The 20,980-nt window shown below is 24.6% G+C and carries 14 protein-coding genes; all 14 read left to right on the top strand.

From position 1 onward, the window contains the following. A partial coding sequence (locus tag Q1J78_RS08175; protein ID WP_300276181.1) for a YhcH/YjgK/YiaL family protein occupies positions 1-185 on the top strand: 185 nt, incomplete at its 5' end. 125 nt (positions 186-310) lie between these two features. After that, entirely contained in the window at positions 311-1,210 is a 900-nt protein-coding gene (locus Q1J78_RS08170; RefSeq protein WP_300276179.1) for an ROK family protein, read from the top strand. After that, positions 1,211-2,056, top strand: coding sequence for a MurR/RpiR family transcriptional regulator (locus Q1J78_RS08165; protein ID WP_300276177.1), 846 nt, complete (start codon positions 1,211-1,213; stop codon positions 2,054-2,056). A gap of 281 nt (positions 2,057-2,337) precedes the next feature. Further along, positions 2,338-2,739: a vWA domain-containing protein gene (locus Q1J78_RS08160; RefSeq protein WP_300276175.1), complete on the top strand. Its 402-nt coding sequence runs from the start codon at positions 2,338-2,340 to the stop codon at positions 2,737-2,739. Further along, positions 2,667-2,831, top strand: a complete 165-nt coding sequence (locus tag Q1J78_RS08155) for a hypothetical protein (protein WP_301118257.1) — start codon at positions 2,667-2,669, stop codon at positions 2,829-2,831. Before Q1J78_RS08160 ends, Q1J78_RS08155 begins: the two co-directional genes overlap by 73 nt. 176 nt (positions 2,832-3,007) lie before the next feature. Further along, complete coding sequence (locus tag Q1J78_RS08150) at positions 3,008-3,454, top strand: VWA domain-containing protein (protein WP_300276173.1); 447 nt, start codon at positions 3,008-3,010, stop codon at positions 3,452-3,454. Between the two features lie 337 nt (positions 3,455-3,791). Then, positions 3,792-5,201 (top strand): protein kinase domain-containing protein, encoded by a 1,410-nt coding sequence (locus Q1J78_RS08145; protein WP_300276171.1) that lies wholly within the window; start codon positions 3,792-3,794, stop codon positions 5,199-5,201. A gap of 17 nt (positions 5,202-5,218) precedes the next feature. Further along, positions 5,219-8,608, top strand: a complete 3,390-nt coding sequence (locus Q1J78_RS08140) for an AAA domain-containing protein (protein WP_301118256.1) — start codon at positions 5,219-5,221, stop codon at positions 8,606-8,608. Then, the gene (locus Q1J78_RS08135) at positions 8,586-10,685 is read left to right on the top strand and encodes a hypothetical protein (protein WP_300276167.1); all 2,100 of its coding nucleotides are present in this window, start codon (positions 8,586-8,588) and stop codon (positions 10,683-10,685) included. The genes Q1J78_RS08140 and Q1J78_RS08135 overlap by 23 nt, the downstream gene beginning before the upstream one ends. Next, on the top strand, positions 10,686-13,253 hold the full coding sequence (locus Q1J78_RS08130; RefSeq protein WP_300276165.1) for a DUF8727 domain-containing protein: 2,568 nt from the start codon (positions 10,686-10,688) through the stop codon (positions 13,251-13,253). It abuts the gene before it with no gap. 23 nt (positions 13,254-13,276) lie between these two features. After that, on the top strand, positions 13,277-16,948 hold the full coding sequence (locus tag Q1J78_RS08125; protein ID WP_300276163.1) for a DUF2357 domain-containing protein: 3,672 nt from the start codon (positions 13,277-13,279) through the stop codon (positions 16,946-16,948). A 349-nt stretch (positions 16,949-17,297) separates the two neighbouring features. After that, positions 17,298-17,918: a nucleotide exchange factor GrpE gene (locus Q1J78_RS08120; protein WP_300276161.1), complete on the top strand. Its 621-nt coding sequence runs from the start codon at positions 17,298-17,300 to the stop codon at positions 17,916-17,918. 22 nt (positions 17,919-17,940) lie between these two features. Further along, complete coding sequence (locus tag Q1J78_RS08115; protein ID WP_300276158.1) at positions 17,941-19,755, top strand: Hsp70 family protein; 1,815 nt, start codon at positions 17,941-17,943, stop codon at positions 19,753-19,755. A gap of 27 nt (positions 19,756-19,782) precedes the next feature. Next, the gene (locus tag Q1J78_RS08110) at positions 19,783-20,970 is read left to right on the top strand and encodes a tetratricopeptide repeat protein (protein ID WP_300276156.1); all 1,188 of its coding nucleotides are present in this window, start codon (positions 19,783-19,785) and stop codon (positions 20,968-20,970) included. Positions 20,971-20,980 lie beyond the last annotated feature (10 nt).

Below are 20,980 nucleotides of genomic sequence, written 5' to 3'. Positions count from 1 at the left end.
AACAAAATGAGTATCAAGAAGAAGGAGATTTTCTTCCTCTTGATGGAGAGGCTGTAAATTCAGAAGTTATACTTAGAAAAGGTGATTTTTTAGTATGTTATCCTGAAGATGCACACATGACAGCTCTTAAAGTTGAAGAAAAAAGCTCTATTAAAAAAGCTATTTTTAAAGTAATAATAAGATAGTTAAATACATTGAATTTTTATTAAGGGGGCTATTTTATATTTAGTCCCTTTTTAAATTACAACAACTTGAACAAAAATTAATAATATGTTAGTATATTAAAGATTTATAAATCGGAGGAATTATAATGAAAAAATACGTTTGTATAGATATTGGTGGAACATCTATAAAATATGGATTAGTAACAAGAGATGGAGAAATAATAGATAGAAATGAAATGGATACTGAAGCATTAGAAAAAGGTGGTCCTGGAATAGTTGAAAAATCTAAAAAAATAACAAGAGAATATCTAGAAGAAAATGATGATATAAAAGGAATATGTATATCTACAGCAGGAATGGTAGATGCAGATGAAGGGAAAATAGTTCATGCTATAGAACATATAATCCCCGGATATACAGGTATAGAGTTTAAAAAAGAAATGGAAAAAGAATTTAATATACCTTGTGAAATTGAAAATGATGTAAACTGTGCTGGACTTGGTGAAGCATGGTTAGGAGCTGGAAAAGGAAGTAAAACAGCAGTATGTATGACAATAGGAACAGGAATAGGAGGAGCTGTTATAATAGATGGAAAAATTCATAATGGATGTTGTAACAGTGCGGGAGAAATAGGTTATACTATAATAGAAGATACTCCATTCCAAGATTTAGCATCTACAACAAGTCTTGTCAAAAAAGTTGCTAGATTAAAAGGTATGGAATTTAAAGATTTAAATGGTAAAATAATATTTGAAGAAGCAAAAAAAGGCGATGAAATTTGTTTATCTTCTTTGGGCGAAATGATTAGAATACTTGCAATAGGAATATCAAATGCTGCATATTTATTAAATCCAGAAGTTATAATACTTGGTGGAGGAATAATGGCACAAGAAGAATTTATAAGACCTAGATTAGATAATGAATTAAAAAAAATATTAGTTGATAGAGTATATCAAAATACAAAAATAGAATTTGCATATATGAAAAATAGTGCAGGAATGATAGGAGCATTACGCAATTTCTTAAATAGACATATGGAGGAATAAATGAGTATATTAAAACAGCTTGAAGAACCAGAATTTAAAGCCACAAAATCTGATAAAATATTAATTGAATATATCAAAAATAATATAGAGGATGTTTTTTATAAATCTATCTCGCAAATATCAAAAGAAAGTGGGATAGGAGAAGCTACTATAACTAGATTTTCAAAAAAAATGGGATATAGTGGTCTACAGGATTTTAAGGTTACTTTAGCACGGGAAATATCAAGTCATAAAAATAGAAAAATAATAAATAGAAGTATAGAAAATGATGAAGAAGTTATGGAAAGTGCTAGAAAGTTATTTAATTCTAATATAAGAATTTTAGAAAATACTTTTAATATTATAGATGGTGATGATATTGAAAAAGCGACAGACCTTATTATAAATGCTAAAAAAATATTTTTTATGGGAATTGGATATTCTGGAATGACAGCAGAAGATTCAAATTATAAATTTACAAGAATAGGATTCAATTGTATGGCTTTAGATAGTAGTCATAATATGATAATGATGGCATCTATTATGAATGAAGAAGATGTAGTAGTTGCTATATCTCATTCTGGGGAAACTGATGAAATGATAAAAGCTGTTAATATAGCAAAGTCAAATGGTGCTAGTATTATATCTGTAACAGAAAATAAAAATTCTAGATTAAAGGATATTTCAGATATAAATCTTGGATATTTTTCTGGAGAAAGTATATTGGAGACAGGTTCTATATCTTCTAAAATGGCACAATTTTTTATTATAGATCTTGTTTATACTCAAGTTGTAAAAGAAAAATCATCAGAAGTTGTTGAAAGAAAAATTAAAACAACTGATGCAATAAAACTATATAGTGAATAAGAAGAAATGCTACAAATTTTATTGTAGCATTTTTTGTGGTATGGATAATATTAATATATTAAAAAAACTAATTAAAACATATAATAATTTAAACAAACTGATGAAATATAAAAATAAGATAAAGTATTATAAATAGTAGCTTTCTAGTTTTTTTTTTGATAAAGTTGTGTTATAATTTTTGTTATAAAATAGGGATATTAGGATGTGAAATTATGGTATTTAAGCCAAATAACTACAAGTTACCTTAAGTAAAAAAATTACCAGTTACATTGATATTAGATATGAGTAGTAATATGGTTGGGGAAAAAATAGAGAGTTTATACAATGCGACTATTAATATGATAGATACATTTGTAGTAGCACAATCAAAAGAGCAAATAATAAATATTGTGATTATAACATTTGGAAGAGAAGGGAAACTACATACAAGATACACATCAATGAAAGAGTTGAAAAATAAAGAAATAAATAGATTTGAAGCAGAGTGTATGCCTTCTATGGAAAGTGCTTTAAGAATAGCAAAAGATATGATAGAAAATAAAGAAGAAACACCTTCAATAATATATAAACCATATATTATTTTAATTTCAGTTGGAGTTCCAAATGATAATTGGGAAAATATATGTATGATTTTACAAATAATGGACGTTCACAGAAATGTCAAAAATTTGCAGTTGCAATAGGAAAAGATTCGGCTAGAAGCATACTTACAAAGTTTGCAGGAGATTATAATAGGGTATTTTTTGCTAACGATGCAAAAGATATTTCAAAATGATTTGAAATAATAATTATGTCAGTACTGAATAGAGCAATTAGTAAAAATCCAAATAATCTACCTTTAATGGCAAAAGCGTTAAAAAACTTTAATATTCTATTAAGTGTTGAAAATGATGAAGATGAACTGTATTAAAAATTATTCTTATATAGATTTATGATAAGGGGGTGGATAGAATGAAAAAAATAATAAATATCATAATAGACTCTTCTGGAAGTATGATGGAAGACGATAAAAACACTATTGTAAAATATTTAATCAATGGTATATGCAGTGCTCACAGGAACCTTATTATAGAAAATATGAGTATTAATCTATTTCAATGGGGAAAAGAAACAAAACAGTTAGATAATTTAGAAAATGCAAAAATAGACTTTGGAGGAAGAAATAATATTTATGGATTAGAAATAATAGGTAAGTTGATAAATAAAGAAGATACAGTGTTATTTGTAAGTGATGGAAGTTTTGGGGTATTAGAAAAAGAACATATAATGAAGTTGTCAAATAATATTTTATCAATATATGTGGGAATAGATGCAAATAAAAAAATTTTAAAAGATATATCTACAAATAAAGAGGTTTATGCAGTTATGGATTTTATACAAGCTTTATTTGATGCATAAGTGAAAATATTAATAAAATAAAATTATTACGATTATTTTATTTGTAAATATTTAAAACAAGGAGATACTCTTGTAATATTTGATATAATATACATAAAAATATGTCATAATAGAATTTGAAGTATATATAGGTTTATTTACTATATTATTAATAAATTATAGGGATAATATTTAAATTTAAATAAATAATTTTAAAAATTCTTTTTATACTATTGAGAATTGAAAAAAGAGTAAGTGATTATAATTTTGATTTAGAAGAAATAGCTAAAGATATAATTTTTAGATAAAATAAATAGTGAAAATTATTTCGAAATACATTGTATAGGGTGGTAATTAAATGGATATATATATGGATATTTATGGAAAAAGTCATGTTGCTGCAAGTATATTGAGTAGTAGTGAACAAGGGATAATATATAAGACAGAAGAACCAAATATTTTGTTGAAATTGAAATGGGATCCGGAAACACAAGAAATTATAAAAGATATAAATTATAATGAGAAATTTGATGAAATAAGAATATTACCAATACCAAAAAAAACAAATTTAATATTACCACAAGCAATATTAAAAGATGCTGTTGGATATACTATGAAAATATTAGATAATATGGAATCATTTGAAAAAATATTTTTTTATGAAGATAAGGAAGAAAATAAAAAATTAGATAATGGATGGCTAAGAAAAATTAGAAAAACTAATATAGATTTAGAAAATATCTTTAAACAATATATATTATCAGGAGGAATAAGAAAAAGAATAGAATCGTATTTAAAAGTAGCATGTATATTATCAAATATACATGCTAATGGATTGGTATATTGCAACGTATCAGATAAGAATATGTTTGTATCTAAAGATTTAGATAAATCAAATGTATGTCTGATTGACTGCGATAATATAGATTATATGAAAAAAACAAAAGAAAATAATGTGTGGGAAAAAGGCGGATTTGGAGCACCTGAAATAATTGCTGGAAAAGGAAATACTATGTATTCAGATGCGTATTCATTTGCAATATCTTTATTTTGGACATTGACAAAGAAACATCCTTTTATGGGGAGAGCAATAGATGAATCTCTTAAAGGAGAGGATTTTTTAGATTTCTTAGAAGAAGATTATGCATGTACAGGACAATTTGCTTGGATAGGGGATGAGAAGGATAAAAGTAATCATTCAGAAAATGGACTACCATACAATATATTTTTAAGTAAAAAATTAAATGCATATTTTAGTTCAGTTTTCTCAGAAAAAGGAAGAAAAAATATAAGAAAAAGAGTTACTATGCCAGAATGGAGTTATATTTTGGCAAAAGAATCGGATTCAATTATAAGATGTAAAAATTGTAATATGGACTATTATGGGGATGATTTTTTAAATTGTCCTTGGTGTGATTTTGAAAATAAAATAATATGTGTAAAGTCTAAAAAAAATAAAAAAGGTATCTATGTGGAAAATTGGAAATTTAAACATGAAATGTATGGTTATATAAATGTTCCACTAAGAATATTATCTGGATTTAATAATAATAGTATTGAAGAAAAAGCATTTCAAATTAGATGTACAGAAAAAGAAATAGAGATAAGAGAACTATCTAGATGGTATTATTTTTCAATTATAATTGATGATAAAGAAAAACCAATTTATGGAAGTACTATTATAGAAAATAAAAATAATATTGAAATTTATGCAACTTATAAAAAAAATAATATACGTTATAAGATAGAAATTGAGGTGCAACAATGATAATAAATGATTTGAAAATGAATAAAAATAGTGTTTTTTACGATATAAAGTGTGAAATGGAACTTGATCAAGATATAAATTATACTAATGGTCGCATAGAAATGATTGATGATAATAGATTTGAATTTATAACAAAAGATAATGTTTTTAAATTTAAAATTGTAGATAAAAATTATGCAAAAATGATAATGAATATGTTTAATCAAAATTTTTATGCGATATCTAAAATTACTATGCATCAAAAAAATAATAAAAATTTTTATCTTTACATAGCTTTCTTTTGTAATATGCAAAATTGGGGGGAAATCTTTATAATATTAAATGATAAAATAAAAAAAACTATCAGTAAAAAATATAAAAATAAAAAACTAACTTTAGAAGAAATTTTAAAAGAAAATTTTACTATTACAGATGGAAATAGTTCATACTTTGCATATACAAAAAGTCAAGCTTATTTAGAAAGTGAAATAGAAAATGAAGATTTAAATAATGATATTAATTGTCATATAGGAGAATATGAAAATAAAAGAAGTATTTTAACTATTTATGGGAAAAATTTCAATATAAATGTGAGATGTATGCATAAAGATTCTAAATATAAGGCATATGTAGAAAGAATAGAATTCAGAAGAAATAATATTCCTTTCATGAGAATAGCAAAAGGGAAATTAGATTTTTTTAATAAAAGAGAAAATATATCTAAAAAATTAAAAGAAGCTATGGAAGATACAAATGGATATCTTAACTTGTGGAATAAATATTCTGAAGAAGAAGGAAATTTATTACTAGATAAAGCTCGTAAAGTGGGACAAATAAAAATAGATAGAAAAAAGATAACGTATGATGAAGAAGGGATTCATGTACCATATAGCGGACTGAGTAAAGAGGCTGAAAGAATTATAGGCAAAGATACTTTTTTGCTTTTCTCTAAAGAACCACCTATTTATTTAAAATATGAAAATATTGATTGGAAAGAGTATAGTAATATTACACATAATAAGAATAAATATAAGGATAAAGAAATATATTTTAATAGAATTGAAAATAAACATGTTAGGGTCATTTCTAAAAAAAATGGAGGATTTGTTTTAGATTTGAAAGACAAGAAATTACCAAGTGAGGATTTCATTTCCTTATCTATTATAGGAGATGAAAGTCAAATATATAGAAGAGAAGTTGCTCGTAATAGAATAATTAATGGAGAATCTGCAAATCCAGCATTAGGGCTAATTTTAGAAGGAAAATTAACAGAAGAATTTTGTACATATGAAAAAAGAAAAAAAATAGACCCATTATCTAGTTTTGTAAAGGATAAAATTTTTGAATATAGTCCGACTGAGACACAAAAAAAAGCTATAGAGATAGCGCTAAATACTCCAGATATAGCGATTATTCAAGGACCTCCAGGTACTGGTAAATCAACTGTTATAACAGCTATTGTCGAAAGATTAAATGAATTATGTGATAAAAATACGAATTTAAATGGACAGGTATTGATAACGAGTTTTCAGCATGATGCTGTAAGAAATGTTATTGAAAGATTAAAAGTAAATTCACTTCCAACAATAAAATTTGGAAAACAGGAAAGGGAAGGAGAAGAAGACTTAACTGAAGAAAAAAGAATAAAAGAATGGTGTGAGGAATATAATCAAAGATTGAGTGAAAAGAATCCAGAAATATTAGAAATAGAGGAAAAAGAAAAACTAATAAATTTATATAATATTTATTTAGCGTATCCAAATTATAATAATGCAATTAAATTTTTGGAATGTGCCAAAAATTTGAACACAGATTCAACAGTAGATAAAAAAATAAATATAATGCTTGAAGATGAAAATATTGAAGAAAGAAAAATTGATACTCAATTATTAAATTTAATTAGAAGGATAAGAACAACTAAAGAAGGATTTTTGGATGATGGTTCTGAAAATGCAGATAACTTACTTTGGACACTTGAAAATATTGGAATAAATAAAAATATACCTGAAAATAAAAAAGTTATTGATATTCTCGATAAAGCAGCAATGTGTGTAAATGAACCGGAAGATCAGCTTTTAGAAAATCTTAAAGAAGTAAAAAACTATTTATTAAAAAATTGTATTCCTAAATCTGTATATCAATCAAATATTATAGATGAAAAAATAATAGAAATATATACAGAGGTAAGTCAAGGAATAAAAGAATATAAGGATGAAAAAACATCTATTTTAGCAGAACTATTAAGAGAATTAAATATAAATCGTTCTGGAGTTGAAGATACTTTAAAGAAATATTTATTTGCATATTCATCTACAACTCAGCAAAGCGAGGGAAAAGAAATAAGAATAGCAAAGGGATTAAATAAAGAAGAACATCCAGAATATGAAACAGTAATAGTTGATGAAGCTGCTAGGGTTAATCCTATAGATTTAATGATACCATTATCTCAAGCTAAAAGAAAAATCATTTTAGTAGGAGATCATAGACAATTACCTCATATGTATGATGAAGAAGTATTTGAAAATATAAAAAATAATGGAGAAGATTTTAAATTTAGCACTATCAAAAAGAGTATGTTTGAATACTTACTTGAAAAAGCTAGAGATTTAGAAAAAATAGATAAAATTCAGAGAACTATAGTTTTGGATGCACAATATAGAATGCATCCTGTTTTAGGGAATTTTGTAAATGATATCTTTTATAAACCTAATGATGAAAGTTTTAGATCGCCCATGCCAGCTAATAAATATGAGCAGAAAATATCTAAAAAACAATTTCCAGTTGAATGGTATCACATTCCAGATGAATATGGGGCTGAAAAAAGGATTGGAACTAGTAGAATAAGAGATTGCGAAACTGATTTTATTGTAGAAAAAATTATAAAATGTATAAATTCTAAAAATGGTAAGAATCTTTCATATGGTATTATTGCTTTCTATAGAGAACAAGTTAAAAATATAAAGGTAAAATTAAAGATGAAACTTGGAAAAGAAGCGGAAAAGATAAGAGTTGGAAGTGTAGATGCTTTTCAAGGTATGGAATTTGATGTAATATTTTTATCGGTTGTAAGAAGTAATCCTAATATTCCAAAAGTAATTGAAAAAAAAGGTGAAAAACCTAAAAATATAGATTTTAATAAATTAGATATGGATGTAAGTAAAATGGATAAAGACAGTGAAGTATACAAGAAATGGGAAAATTATAAATATAAGGTAGGAATACAAAATTATGGATTTCTTATTTCAGAAAATAGACTATGTGTTTCTTTAACTAGACAGAAGAAGCTACTTATTGTAGTTGGTAATTCAGATATATTTAGTTTAGGCAAATGGGGTAGAGTAGCTGATATTTGTGTACCAGGAATGAAACGTTTATATGAACTCTGTAAAAGAGAGGGTGTGATATATGATGGACACAAAGGTATTTAGTCTTTTTAAAGAGAGAGATTATAGTGAAATATTTGAAAATATTTCAATAATAGGTAAAAAAGTAGACTTTTTTTTAGAATGCAATACATACGATTTAGAGTTACCAACTGAAGAAAAATTTGATATAGGGTTAGATATATTTGAAGAAGCAATATTAAAATTATTATCTTTAAATTTTTCAGATAAAAAACATATAGCTGAGACATTATGTTTAACTAAGGATTTAATTAATTTTATCATTATACGTCTTCAAGAAAAAAAACTTGTAGAAGGAAATGGAATGGATTTAACTGAAAATGGCAAAGAAATTTTATGTATTAATGAAAAAAATAAAGATAAAAAAGAGGTAAAATTTATTAAAGCGAAAATTTTTATGCTAAAGCAAACTAAAAAAATATTACCATATATCCATATAGGTGCCTTTGAAACTGAATTAAATGAAAGTGATAGAGAAGGATGTATTTTTTTTAGTACTGAAAATGCGGGGAAAATTAAAAGTATAAAAGGACCACTTTTAAAAGAGAAAAAAAGTGAAGAAGAAAAATTAGAAAGACTCCAAACATCAACTATTGAAAGAGCTATAAATAAATATAATAGATTAATATTAGAAAATGAAGAATTAAAAACAATTAAATATGCTCATGGATGGGCAATAAATAGTACACCTTCAGAAAATGTATATTTTCATATGCAAGCAGTTGTACAAGATGGCAATATAGACGAAATATTGGTATCTGATGGACTTATTGAAGATGTAGATTTTATAAGAAAATATGTAAAAAATAATTTTCCTGGTTTTGTGGGAAATGTAAAAAAAAATTCAGTAAAAAATACTATAAAATCTAGATTAGAAAATGATAAAGATGTTGAAAGAAATAATAATAAATCAAAATACTATAAATTAGAATCTATAATGTCAGAAATTAATACACTATCTTATTTATATACAATATCAAATGAAGAAGATGCTTTTAATCAAGATGAAATGCAAGCATTAAAATCAGAACAAAAAAATTTTTTATTAAAGTGCTATTCCGCAATAGAACATAGTTTATATTACTATGATAAAGAAAACAAACTTAATCCTACAATTAGAGAAGTTATAAAAAAGAATAAAAATAGTAAAAGAAATTTAAAGTTAATAATTCAGATGGCTAAAAAAATAGGTATATCCGAACCACAAAAATATGAAAACTTATTTAATTTTATTGATGATAAAAGAATTAGAAAAATGTATAACACTGAGATACCAGATATGAGAATAGCATTAAGTATAGCTGTTCTTAATGCAGCTGATAATAGTAATTGTCAGTTTATAAAATTATTAAAAAAAAGACCCGAGCTATTTGATGTAATAAATAAATTTATTCCAAAACGTAATGAGTTATCTCACAGAACAAAAGTGTATGAATTAGATAAAGAAAATAATAGAAAAATATACGAGTTATTAATAGATTTTATAAACTATTTACAACCAGATTATAAATTTTCAAATAATATAAATAAAGAGCTAAATATAAGTTCAATATCTCAAGAAAAATTAAATGCAGAAATTTTTTTAGCTAATGAATTAGGAACTATGTATTTTTATAGATTGTTACCAAAATCTATTAGAAATGAATGGATGATTATATCACCAGGGAGAGCAGAGTATCCTAATATTACAGAGTATATTAATATAATGTATAGAATTATGGGAGATACTTTATTTTATGAAATAAAAAGCATTAAGAAAGATTCAAAGTTAAATAAGAAGCAAATACTTATGAAACTTAAACGAAGTGGAATATATTCGAAATCTTTTGAAACAGTAAAAGATGTGTATATTAAAAATGTTTTAGAAAATAAGAATGAAACATTAGGAGCAAATGCTATGGTGTATCTTTATTATCAAGAAGATAAAAAAATAAAAGAACTAGAAAAAAATAAATTTGTTTATACAATAGAAAGACTAGTGTACCTTAGAGGGCATGGAAATCATACATTGTCTACAGTATTATTGACTACGGATGTAAAAGAGTTGGATGAAATTAGGGATAATATGTTGCGAATAAGCAGAATAATAGGAGAGAGTTAAATGAAACTAGATTTAAGTAAAAAAATTACTAATGAAAAAGAATTAAGTGATTTTGAAAAAACTGAGTTAATCGAAGATAATAAACAACAAGAAGAATTATATTTTGAGAATATATTAAAAATAAAGGAATTAGAATTAGAAAAATGGCAAAAAAGTCTATTTGAAAAGGAAAAAAATTTGGAAGTAGAAAAAATTAAAATTCAGCAAGAAATAGCAAAATTGGATGAAAAATCAAAAGAGGCTGAGTCTTTGCTGAAATTAAAGTTAGATTTTGAATATTCTGAAGCTAAACAAAAGTTAAAAGATGAACAAAATAAGGATAGAGAAGCGTTTATAGTAGAATTAGATAGAAAAAGAAATTCTTTTGAAAATGAAAGAAAAAAACTATTGGACGAATTAGATAAAGAATTGAAAAAAGCAAGAGAAAATACAAAAAAAGAAATAGATGAAATTAGAAAAAATAATGAAGATGAGTTAAAAAAAAATCGTGAAGAAAATGAAAAAGAGTTTCAAAATAGAAGAGAAGAACAAAATAAATTATTAAAAGAAGATAGAGAAAGAGCTTTGAAACAATTAGATTTAGAAGTTATTGACAGAACATCTAAATTAACTAAAGCTGAACAGATATTAAATCTTGAAATAGATAGAATGAAATCTGAAACTAACAGAGTAGAAATTATGGAAAAAGAGATAGTTGAAAGAGAGGAAAAATTAAGAGATAAAGAAAGAAGTATAATAAGAGAAAAAAGAAGATTAGAACGAGAAAGAATGAATATAGATGAAAAGTATGAAGATCTTGAAAGTGTTGTAAATGAAAAAATAGATGATACAATAAAAAGTTTAAATTTAAAGATAAATATAAAAGATGAAGAAATAGAAAGATTAAGAGAGCAATTATCGTTAACAATAAAGGAAATAGATATAGTAAAAAATTTCAAAGAAGTTTATAAAGAAGATCCAACTACAGTGTTTAAAAATATAAAAATTTTACAAGAAAAAAATAATGAATTAAAAAATGAATTAGCAAATTCAACTGATAAAATGGAATATGACAATCTTTCATTAAAATATAGAAACTTAAGAAAAGATAAAGAAATATTACTTAGAGAAAAAAGCAGTTTAGATGAGTTAAAAAGAAATTATCCTATATTAGAGTCTGCGTTTAAAGCGTTAGAAGTGGAACATAAAGCACTTAAAGCTACTTGCGAATCGCTTGAAAATCAGCTTGAAATAAAAAGTCAAGAGCTTATAAGATTATCTACACCAGAAGAATCTATGATAGATAGAAATGCTAGGATAGAAGCTATAAAGTCAGGAATACTAGATGATAAAAAAGATTTAATAGGTTCAGGTAATGAAGATAGTAGATATATAAGTAAAACGGAGATAGAGTGGCTAGATAGTGTATGGAGTAAATGTGAAAAATATGGAATTAAGTTTAATAAAAGAATATTATATGCATTCCATACAGCTTTAAAAATAAATGATTGGTCTATAATAACTGTATTAGCAGGAGTCAGTGGAACAGGAAAATCAGAATTACCACGTTTATATTCTGAGTTCGGAGGATTGAATTTTTGTTCGGTTGCAGTTCAACCAAATTGGGATAGTCAAGAATCAATGTTAGGGTTCTTTAATTCTATAGATAATAGATTTGAAGCAGAAGAACTATTAAAATTCTTAGTACAGTGCACAGAAGATGAAAAATATAAAGATTATATGAGTTTAGTTTTATTGGATGAAATGAACTTAGCTCATGTAGAACATTATTTTGCTGAATTCTTAAGTAAATTAGAAACTAGAAGAGGATTATCAAAAAAATATATACCTGAAGTAGAAGTAAAATTAGGCGCAGGCGTAAAACCATATGGATTAAGATTATCAAGAACTATTTTATGGACAGGAACAATGAATCAAGATGAAACAACTAAATCACTTTCAGACAAAGTATTAGATAGAGGTATAATAATAAACTTTCCGAGACCTAGAAAATTAGAAAGTAGAAAAAAAATGGAATTAATTACAGAGTATCTTTCTGAAGATAGGCCTAAATTACATAAAGAAACATGGCAATCTTGGACAACACATAAAATAGAATTTTCTGAAGAACAAAAGAAAAAAATAGAAGAATATAAGAATATTGTTGAAGAAATTAATGATGCGCTTGAAAATGTTGGAAGAGCATTAGGGCATAGAGTATGGCAATCTATAGAATACTATATAGCAAATTATCCAACTGTTAGAAAAGCTATGAACTATAAAAATATAAAGAATGAAGAAGGAATAATGGTTTTGGAAGCTACAAATGAGGAACTTACTGGAGAGCTAGAAAAAGCTATGAAAACGGCATTTGAAGATCAAATTGTACAGAAAATAATGCCTAAATTAAGAGGAATTGAAACTCGTGATAAACGTGGAAAACGAAGTTTAGATGAAATAGAAGAGTTATTAGTAAATCATGAATTTACTAATCTACAAGAAGATTTTAGAATAGCTAGAGAACAAGGATATGGTCAGTTTATTTGGAATACTGCAAAATACCTTGATGAAGAAGAAATTGAAAAATAAATCTATCAGAAAGGAGGTATTGTATGGACTATATCGATGATTATGAAAAATTTTGTGAAGCTTTCAATACTTTAAAAGAAGATGATGAGCAGAAAATAGAGGCAAAATTATTGTTATTTGTTCAAAATTGGATTATTAAAGTTTTAGAACATTTAAAAGAAGACACACTTGATTATAGTTTAAATAAACTAATAGAACAGAATAAAAGTGAAGATATGAATGTTAAAAAAGATGTCTTATCTAATATAGTCGATTGCTCAGAAGTTGCATTTAGACGTATAGAAGAAAATATGAAAGAAAAAATTATTAGAGAGAATGTTCAGATGCCAGTTCATAAAGTAAGAGAATTAAATAGCTATGGATTAAATTGGCTTACTAGAAAATCTGGGAGGACTATAAGACAAAAGATTTCATCAACAAGGAACTCTATTATGGGTGTTCAGCGTAGAATGAGTCTTGATACAGCTGAAAACAGACTTTTCATAGCGTTTGCAAAAGAATTGTATGAACAATTAGATATAAAAATAAATAATATGCCAAATGATATGATAAGAATTGAAGAAAAAGAGTTGCAGGAAGAATTATTTAATTTTTTTAAAAGAGAAGATATAAAAGAAGTAAGAAGATGGGAAAACTTACCTCCTAACAATACTCTTTTATCAGATCAAAATTATAGAAAAATTTGGAATGCATGGAATGAATTAAAAAAAATTGATAAAAAAATATATATATATTCTAAAAAATTAGGTGAATGTTTAGCTACAATATTATATATTGAGCTAATAGGTTCTTTGAAAGATTTATTATATATTCCTCAGGAACCTATTGAGGTAGTATATGATGAGTATAAGATTCATACGTGCAGTGATGTTATATGTTGTTTAGACAAATCAGATAATATTGTAAATATATTTAGAAAAAATAATTTTGTGGAAATAAAATCAGAAAAAAATAATATAAAAGTAAAGTTTGAAGGTAGAGAAGTACAACTACATATAAATGAATCAGAAGAAAAAAAATATGATTTATCAACAGATGATTTAATGAAAATAGTATTTTTAATCTTAAAAGAACTAGATCTCAAATTAATTAACAAAAGATTATCTAACACACATACAGAAATTAAGAGATTTAAAAACGTAATTGTGGATTTATTTTCATTACACCCAGGATATTTAGGAGATAATCAAAATTATAATAAGCTTTCAGAACGTATTATGCAACAAAAATACAAAGGAAAGGATTTAAGTGGCGAGATAAGAGAATATTATATCCCTTGTGATAATGCAAATGCTATAAAAATGGAAGATATAATAACAGATACATATACAATACCATTTGTAATAGATAATGGGGATATAGAGAAAATGAAGCGCTTAATGTATATGATGGGTGATTATATTGAAACTGATTTATTTACATATATTTTCCCAGATGCTTATAATGAACTACAATTGAGTATGATTCACAAAGCAGCTAAAATGGTTTACCACAAAGTAAGAAATATTCCTTTAAGTATAGGGGGAGTATTTAAGTATCAAAATACAGATGACTTTGTAAAAAATTTTAAATCAGATGATTTTATATTAGTTGTTAATTTAATTGACAGTGAAATTACACTTACATTGGTTAAAGGAATGTATGATGAAAAATTGGAAAAAGAAATAAGGGATTATGAAAAAGTTATTTGGGAAAGACACCCTACATCAACAAAGTCAATAAAAAATGAAATAAATAAAAAAATAATAAAAAAATTAAATGAATTAGGGTGTCAAAAATCAGAACAAATATATAAATTATTTACAATAGATGGACTTAAAGAAGAGGTTAATAAGCTAGGTATATATTTTGAAGATAAATGGTTTAGATTTACAGGAACAACAAAGAATATAATAGATAATTTTAATATTGATATATCAAGTATAATATCAGAATTTATAGAGCAAAATAAAGATATTATAAAAAATTCAAATGTTCATATAGCGTCTATTGTAGATAAGTTAAGATACAATGGACCACTACATTATATGTATATGAATAAACAAGATGTTGTAGAAGGTTGTAAAAATCTTATAGAACTTGAATCTAAGTCAGATATACCATTATGGCATGATTATTTACCATCTTTGGCAATTAAATTGATGTATGGGAAATTTGATTTAATAAAAAATACATGTGTTGAACCTCGTTTTGGAGAAAAACAGTGTATACCTATTAATGGGACATTTACTTTACCTAAAAATAATGAAGAATATCACTTTAATTTAGTACAAGATGAAAATGCAAGAAAAATGAATTATGAAGCTATAATAAAAAGTGCAGTATTTCCTTTAAATGAAGATATTGAATGTGATTTAAATATGACGTATCAGTATGGAATAGAAGAACCATATGAACTCACATTTATTCCTAAAAACTATCCAAAAGCTAAATTTAAAGAAATAAAAGCTAAATGGTCTAAGATAGAAAAATATGATATTAAAAATTTAAAAGCTCCTCCATTCCCAAGAAAACTACGATGGGATGAATTGGAATGTTTTGATGATATATTACATGGAGATGTTATAAATATATTTGACAAATTGAAAGAAATATTTGAATTAATTGGAGAAGGATATTACACTGTTGAGATAGATAGTTCAGAAGGAAGAAAAAATAATGGTGAAGTTCCTATAATATTAAATGAAGAAATAGTATATGTAAAATGGAATAGAGATAAAAAGAATTGGATGAATGGAGAAAATCCATCTCAAGTTATTTCAAATATTTCATTTTGGATTAAACCAATTCCAAAAACAAAATTTTATTTAGCAAGTAATATTTGTAGTTCTGATACAATTCCAAAACCAATAGAATATTTAGTAAATACATATCATAGGAAATGGATGAGAGAATTATTTGCTAATAATAGATCTTTAAAAGAGTTGGGATGTCCTAAAGAATTTAAAAACATATTTGAAAAAGCTATTCATAATTGGGTACAGTTATTCTATTTATATGATAATAAAAAATTAAAAAAAGATTTATTTATAGAAATATCATTGGCAGCAAATGATATTGGAAAAGAATATTATGATGTAGCAAATGAACTACTTAGAATGTATGAAAATAAAGAAATAGCAGAAATTCCAGATGAAATAGGTTTTGGATTTTGTGATTTATCTAATGAAATGCATATGGATTTATTTAATTCAACATTAAAAATAGTAAAAAAATATCATAAAAAAATAAGTATACTATCAAAAGCAATATGGCATAATGAAAATTTTGTATATAGAATTGATAGAGAATTACTTTTAGAAGAATATTTACCAAAAGCAATTGACTGTTTAGGAAAATTTTTACAAAAAGATATTAAATCTAAAAAAGATAGAAGAAAAATATATTATACACGCAGATATATCACATATTGTTTAGAATTTATTCTTGGTATCTTTAGGTTGAGACAAAATTGTTCAGATGAAATTATAAGTAAATATTTATCCCTTAATAATCCAAAGATGCAAGAGCTATATAAGTATCTTGAAATTATTGTAGATAACAATATAAATCTCTTCTCTTTTTTAAAAATAGATATTCCATCAAAAGGTGATTATGAAAATATTTGTGATCTAGTATATGTTGTATTAGTATATTTAACAGGCTATAGTACAGATGGTGAAATTAAAATTTCATTAAATACAGATGAAGAATAAAAATAAATTAAATATAGTATATGTAAGATATTGATAATATTTTTTTACTTTTTACTTCTTTTAGTTTTAAAATATACAAAAATTATATAAGTAAAATAAATATAAATTTACTTAAAAATATTTTAATAAAAATTTTATTTTATAATAAATTTGTGTTATCCTTTTATTTTGAAATAAATTAAAAAACTAATATATCCAACTAACAAATAGATAGTTTTATAAGATAATCATTTAATGATAAAAGCATATTTTTTATAATAAAGAACGGTGCTTTTATTATGTATAAAATTTAATGTAAATAGCATTTAAATTGGAAAGTTACAATATGAAAATAATGAAGGAGAAATGTATGGATATAAATAAAGATTTTAAAAAAAAGAAAATAGATGAAGATTTAAATATAGATGTGAATATAGATAATGATTTAGTAAGTTATGTTAATGCTATAAGTAAAATAGATTCGAATATAAATGACTTATATGAGAATTTAAATAGATGGTTTAGAAATGATACAAAAGGTAATAAGATAATAGAAATACTAGATGAAAAAATAAGAAAAAAAGATAATGATATTTATATGAAAGAAAAAGAATTAGATAAAGAAAAGAATAAGAATATAGATATATACAAAAGAATAATTGATATTTTGGATCAAGTTGAGAGTATAAATGAGTATGCAAATGCAACTGAAGATAAAAATTTAAAAATAATATTGGATAATGTAAATAAAAATATAAATAGATATTTAAGCAGTATAGATATTGAAGAAATAAATCCTATAATGCAAATATATGATTCTAAATTACATGAATGCTTAAAAATAGAGGATATAGATAAATTTAAAAACAATCCTATGGTTACAGAAAATACGATTGTAAAAGTAATAAAAAAAGGATATAAATTACATGGATCAATTTTTAAATCTGCTAAAGTAATAGTGGTTAAAAATAAAAAAATTATGCAGAAATAAAAATTATAAGGAGAATATAATTATGGGAAAAGTAATCGGTATAGATTTAGGAACAACAACTTCAGAAATGGCATATATAAAAAATGGAAGACCAGAAATAATAGAAGATACATTAGGATATAGAATAATACCTTCAATAATATCTTACGATACTATTATAAGTAAAAAAGAAGTAATAGGAAATGAAGCATATAATATGAGAAAGATGAATCCTAAAGATACTATACAAGAAATAAAAAGGCATATGGGTGAAAATATAAAAATTAAATTTCAAGGGGATTATTTATATCCTCATGAAATATCAGCCCTTATATTAAAAAGAATGAAAGAATATGCAGAGGATAAATTAGGTGAAAAAATTGATGAAGCTGTAATTACTGTACCAGCTAATTTCAATAATCAGCAAAGAGAAGCAACCAAGGAGGCTGGAAAATTAGCTGGATTAAAAGTAGAAAGAATCATAAACGAACCAACTGCTGCCGCAATGGCTTATGGAATAGATAACCTAGATAAGGAAGCTAATATACTTGTGTATGATTTAGGAGGAGGTACATTTGATGTAACTGTACTAGAACTATACAAAGGAGTATTGGATGTTAAAGCAAGTAGAGGAAATAATAAATTAGGTGGAAAAGATTTCGATGAAAGAATTGAAAAATATGTAATTGAAGAATTTAAAAAAGAATATGGAATAGATATTTATGAAATTGGATATCTTGATAAGGCAGAGATAGAATATGAATTAAAAGAAGGTGTAAAAAAAGCAAAAGAAATGCTATCTTTCCAAAATGTAGCACATATAAGTACCAATTTTATAGGACTTATAGATGGAAAACCAATTATATTGAATATGGAATTGACAAGAGAAAAATTTTATGAGCTAACAAAGGATTTAATAGAATCTACAAGACAACCAATACAGGAAGCTTTGTATGCGGTTGGATTAAATTACAGTGATATAGATGAAGTATTAACAGTTGGAGGATCTAGCAGAATAGTTGCAGTTCAAAATTTGATAGAAGAATTATTTCCAGGTAAAATAAGACATGATGTAAATCCAGATGAAGCAGTTGCAATGGGTGCAGCTATACAAGCAGGAATAAAATCAAATCAAATAGATAGTGAAAATAGTTTGGTTGTAACAGATAAATGTAGTTATAACTTGGGAACAAATATAGTAGGAATGCTAAATGGGAAATATTTAAATGATTTATTTGATTGTATAATCCCAGTAGATAGTAGTATTCCATGTTCTAAAACCAAAAGATATTATACATGTACAAGGAATCAAAATGCAGTAAATATAGATATATATGAAGGTTATAATAAGTTGTCATCTCAAAACGAAAAAATAAATGAATTCGAATTAGATGGAATTCCTAATGCTGCAGCTGGAGAAGAAGCAATAGATATAACATTTGCATATGATCTTAATGGTACATTAGAAGTAACTGCTACCATAGTTAGTACAGGCAAACAAGCAAATAAAACAATAGTAGATAAAAGATTAGAAATAAAAGAAAGTGGAAATTTAAGTAAGTATATATCAGCAGAACCAATAAAAGAAAATATAGAAAATATATTGAATTTACATAACACAACAAATGAGAAATTAGGTGAAAAAAGTGTATATACTTGGGAAGATAGTCCTTTAGCTGAAGAAATGGGAATGGAAAATACAATAATATTATTTAATCAGGGAATAAATACATTGAACGATGAAGATAGAAAAAAAGCTGAAGATATATTAGAAAAATTAAAGCAAGCTATTATAAATGAAGATAAATCTTTGGCGTGTCAATTAGATGAAAAGCTATCTGAAATATTATATTACTAGAAATAAATAATAAAAGGGAGCATAGTTATGGATAACTTAATAAACATATCTTATCTGTATTATAATAAAAGTTTAGATTTTATAAAAAAAAATAATATTTCTTTAGCAAAAGAAAATCTTGACAAAGCTATAAAAGTCTATTCAAAAGATATCGATATACTTAACTTACTCGGATTATGTGAATACTATCTCTGCAATTTCAATGAAGCTAACTTTTACTGGAAAAAGAGTTTAGAAATTAATAAAATTAATAATTTAGCTCAGAAGTATATTGAAGAAAAATTAAAAACAAATAAATTTAGTGAAATTATGGAAAAATATAATATAGCATTAGATTGTTTTGATAATGATAGATATGAAGAATCAATAAATATATTTAAAAATATATTAAAATATGAAGATAAATTTATAGAAGTATATGAGATTTTAGTAATATTATACCTAAAAATTGATGATATTAAAAATTCAAAAATAATGTTAGAGGCATTAGAAGAAATAGATAAAGGAAATAAAAAAATATTATTTTATAAAGAAGAAATAAATAAAACAGAAAATAAAATTATCAATAAGAAAGTATCGAATGATATTAAAAATGAAATGAATACGTTATTGATAAAAGAAAATAATTATAAACAGAACAAAAAAATTACTATTATTTCTGTTATCCTAGTATTGTTTATTGGATTAAATTTATTTAATTATTTATACTATAATAAAAAAGAAAGTAAAAAAATAAATAATATAACACAAGAACTAGAGAAAGAAAAAATATTACAAAATGAATTAAAAAAAGAAAATGAAAAATTAAATAAGGATATTAAATTTATTTTTAATAATAGTCATAATGAAGTATTAAAATTACAAAAAGAATCGGAACAATATTATTTTGATAAAGAATATAAAAAAGCAATTGAGAAGTTTAATTATATATTAGATTATTCTGATGATGAAGTAATTATAGCAGATGCTATATATTTTATAGCTGCTTCTAATTTAAAGTTAGGTAAAAAAGAAGAAGCTATAAAATATTATGAAATATATATAAATAAATACAAAAATTTCGATGCGTATGATGAGATTCTTTATAATTATGCATTGATATTGAATGATGAAAATAATATAGAAAAAGCGAAAGAATTAGCAAAAGAATTAAGAAAAAATCATCCATATAGTCAATTTAATAACTCTAAAATAGCTTATATAATAGACAAATAACTTGCATTAA

The organism is Peptacetobacter sp. (assembly GCF_029264495.1).
Taxonomy (GTDB): Bacteria; Bacillota; Clostridia; order Peptostreptococcales; family Peptostreptococcaceae; genus Peptacetobacter.
This window is presented reverse-complemented; position numbering and strand designations above follow the sequence as displayed.

What these genes read in the sequence shown, in the direction of transcription:
- Q1J78_RS08120 (WP_300276161.1), top strand. Translation starts at nt 17,298, where the DNA reads ATGGATATAAATAAAGATTTTAAAAAAAAGAAAATAGATGAAGATTTA.
- Q1J78_RS08170 (WP_300276179.1), top strand. Translation starts at nt 311, where the DNA reads ATGAAAAAATACGTTTGTATAGATATTGGTGGAACATCTATAAAATAT.
- Q1J78_RS08115 (WP_300276158.1), top strand. Translation starts at nt 17,941, where the DNA reads ATGGGAAAAGTAATCGGTATAGATTTAGGAACAACAACTTCAGAAATG.
- Q1J78_RS08140 (WP_301118256.1), top strand. Translation starts at nt 5,219, where the DNA reads ATGAATAAAAATAGTGTTTTTTACGATATAAAGTGTGAAATGGAACTT.
- Q1J78_RS08145 (WP_300276171.1), top strand. Translation starts at nt 3,792, where the DNA reads ATGGATATATATATGGATATTTATGGAAAAAGTCATGTTGCTGCAAGT.
- Q1J78_RS08110 (WP_300276156.1), top strand. Translation starts at nt 19,783, where the DNA reads ATGGATAACTTAATAAACATATCTTATCTGTATTATAATAAAAGTTTA.
- Q1J78_RS08165 (WP_300276177.1), top strand. Translation starts at nt 1,211, where the DNA reads ATGAGTATATTAAAACAGCTTGAAGAACCAGAATTTAAAGCCACAAAA.
- Q1J78_RS08150 (WP_300276173.1), top strand. Translation starts at nt 3,008, where the DNA reads ATGAAAAAAATAATAAATATCATAATAGACTCTTCTGGAAGTATGATG.
- Q1J78_RS08130 (WP_300276165.1), top strand. Translation starts at nt 10,686, where the DNA reads ATGAAACTAGATTTAAGTAAAAAAATTACTAATGAAAAAGAATTAAGT.
- Q1J78_RS08125 (WP_300276163.1), top strand. Translation starts at nt 13,277, where the DNA reads ATGGACTATATCGATGATTATGAAAAATTTTGTGAAGCTTTCAATACT.
- Q1J78_RS08135 (WP_300276167.1), top strand. Translation starts at nt 8,586, where the DNA reads ATGATGGACACAAAGGTATTTAGTCTTTTTAAAGAGAGAGATTATAGT.
- Q1J78_RS08160 (WP_300276175.1), top strand. Translation starts at nt 2,338, where the DNA reads ATGAGTAGTAATATGGTTGGGGAAAAAATAGAGAGTTTATACAATGCG.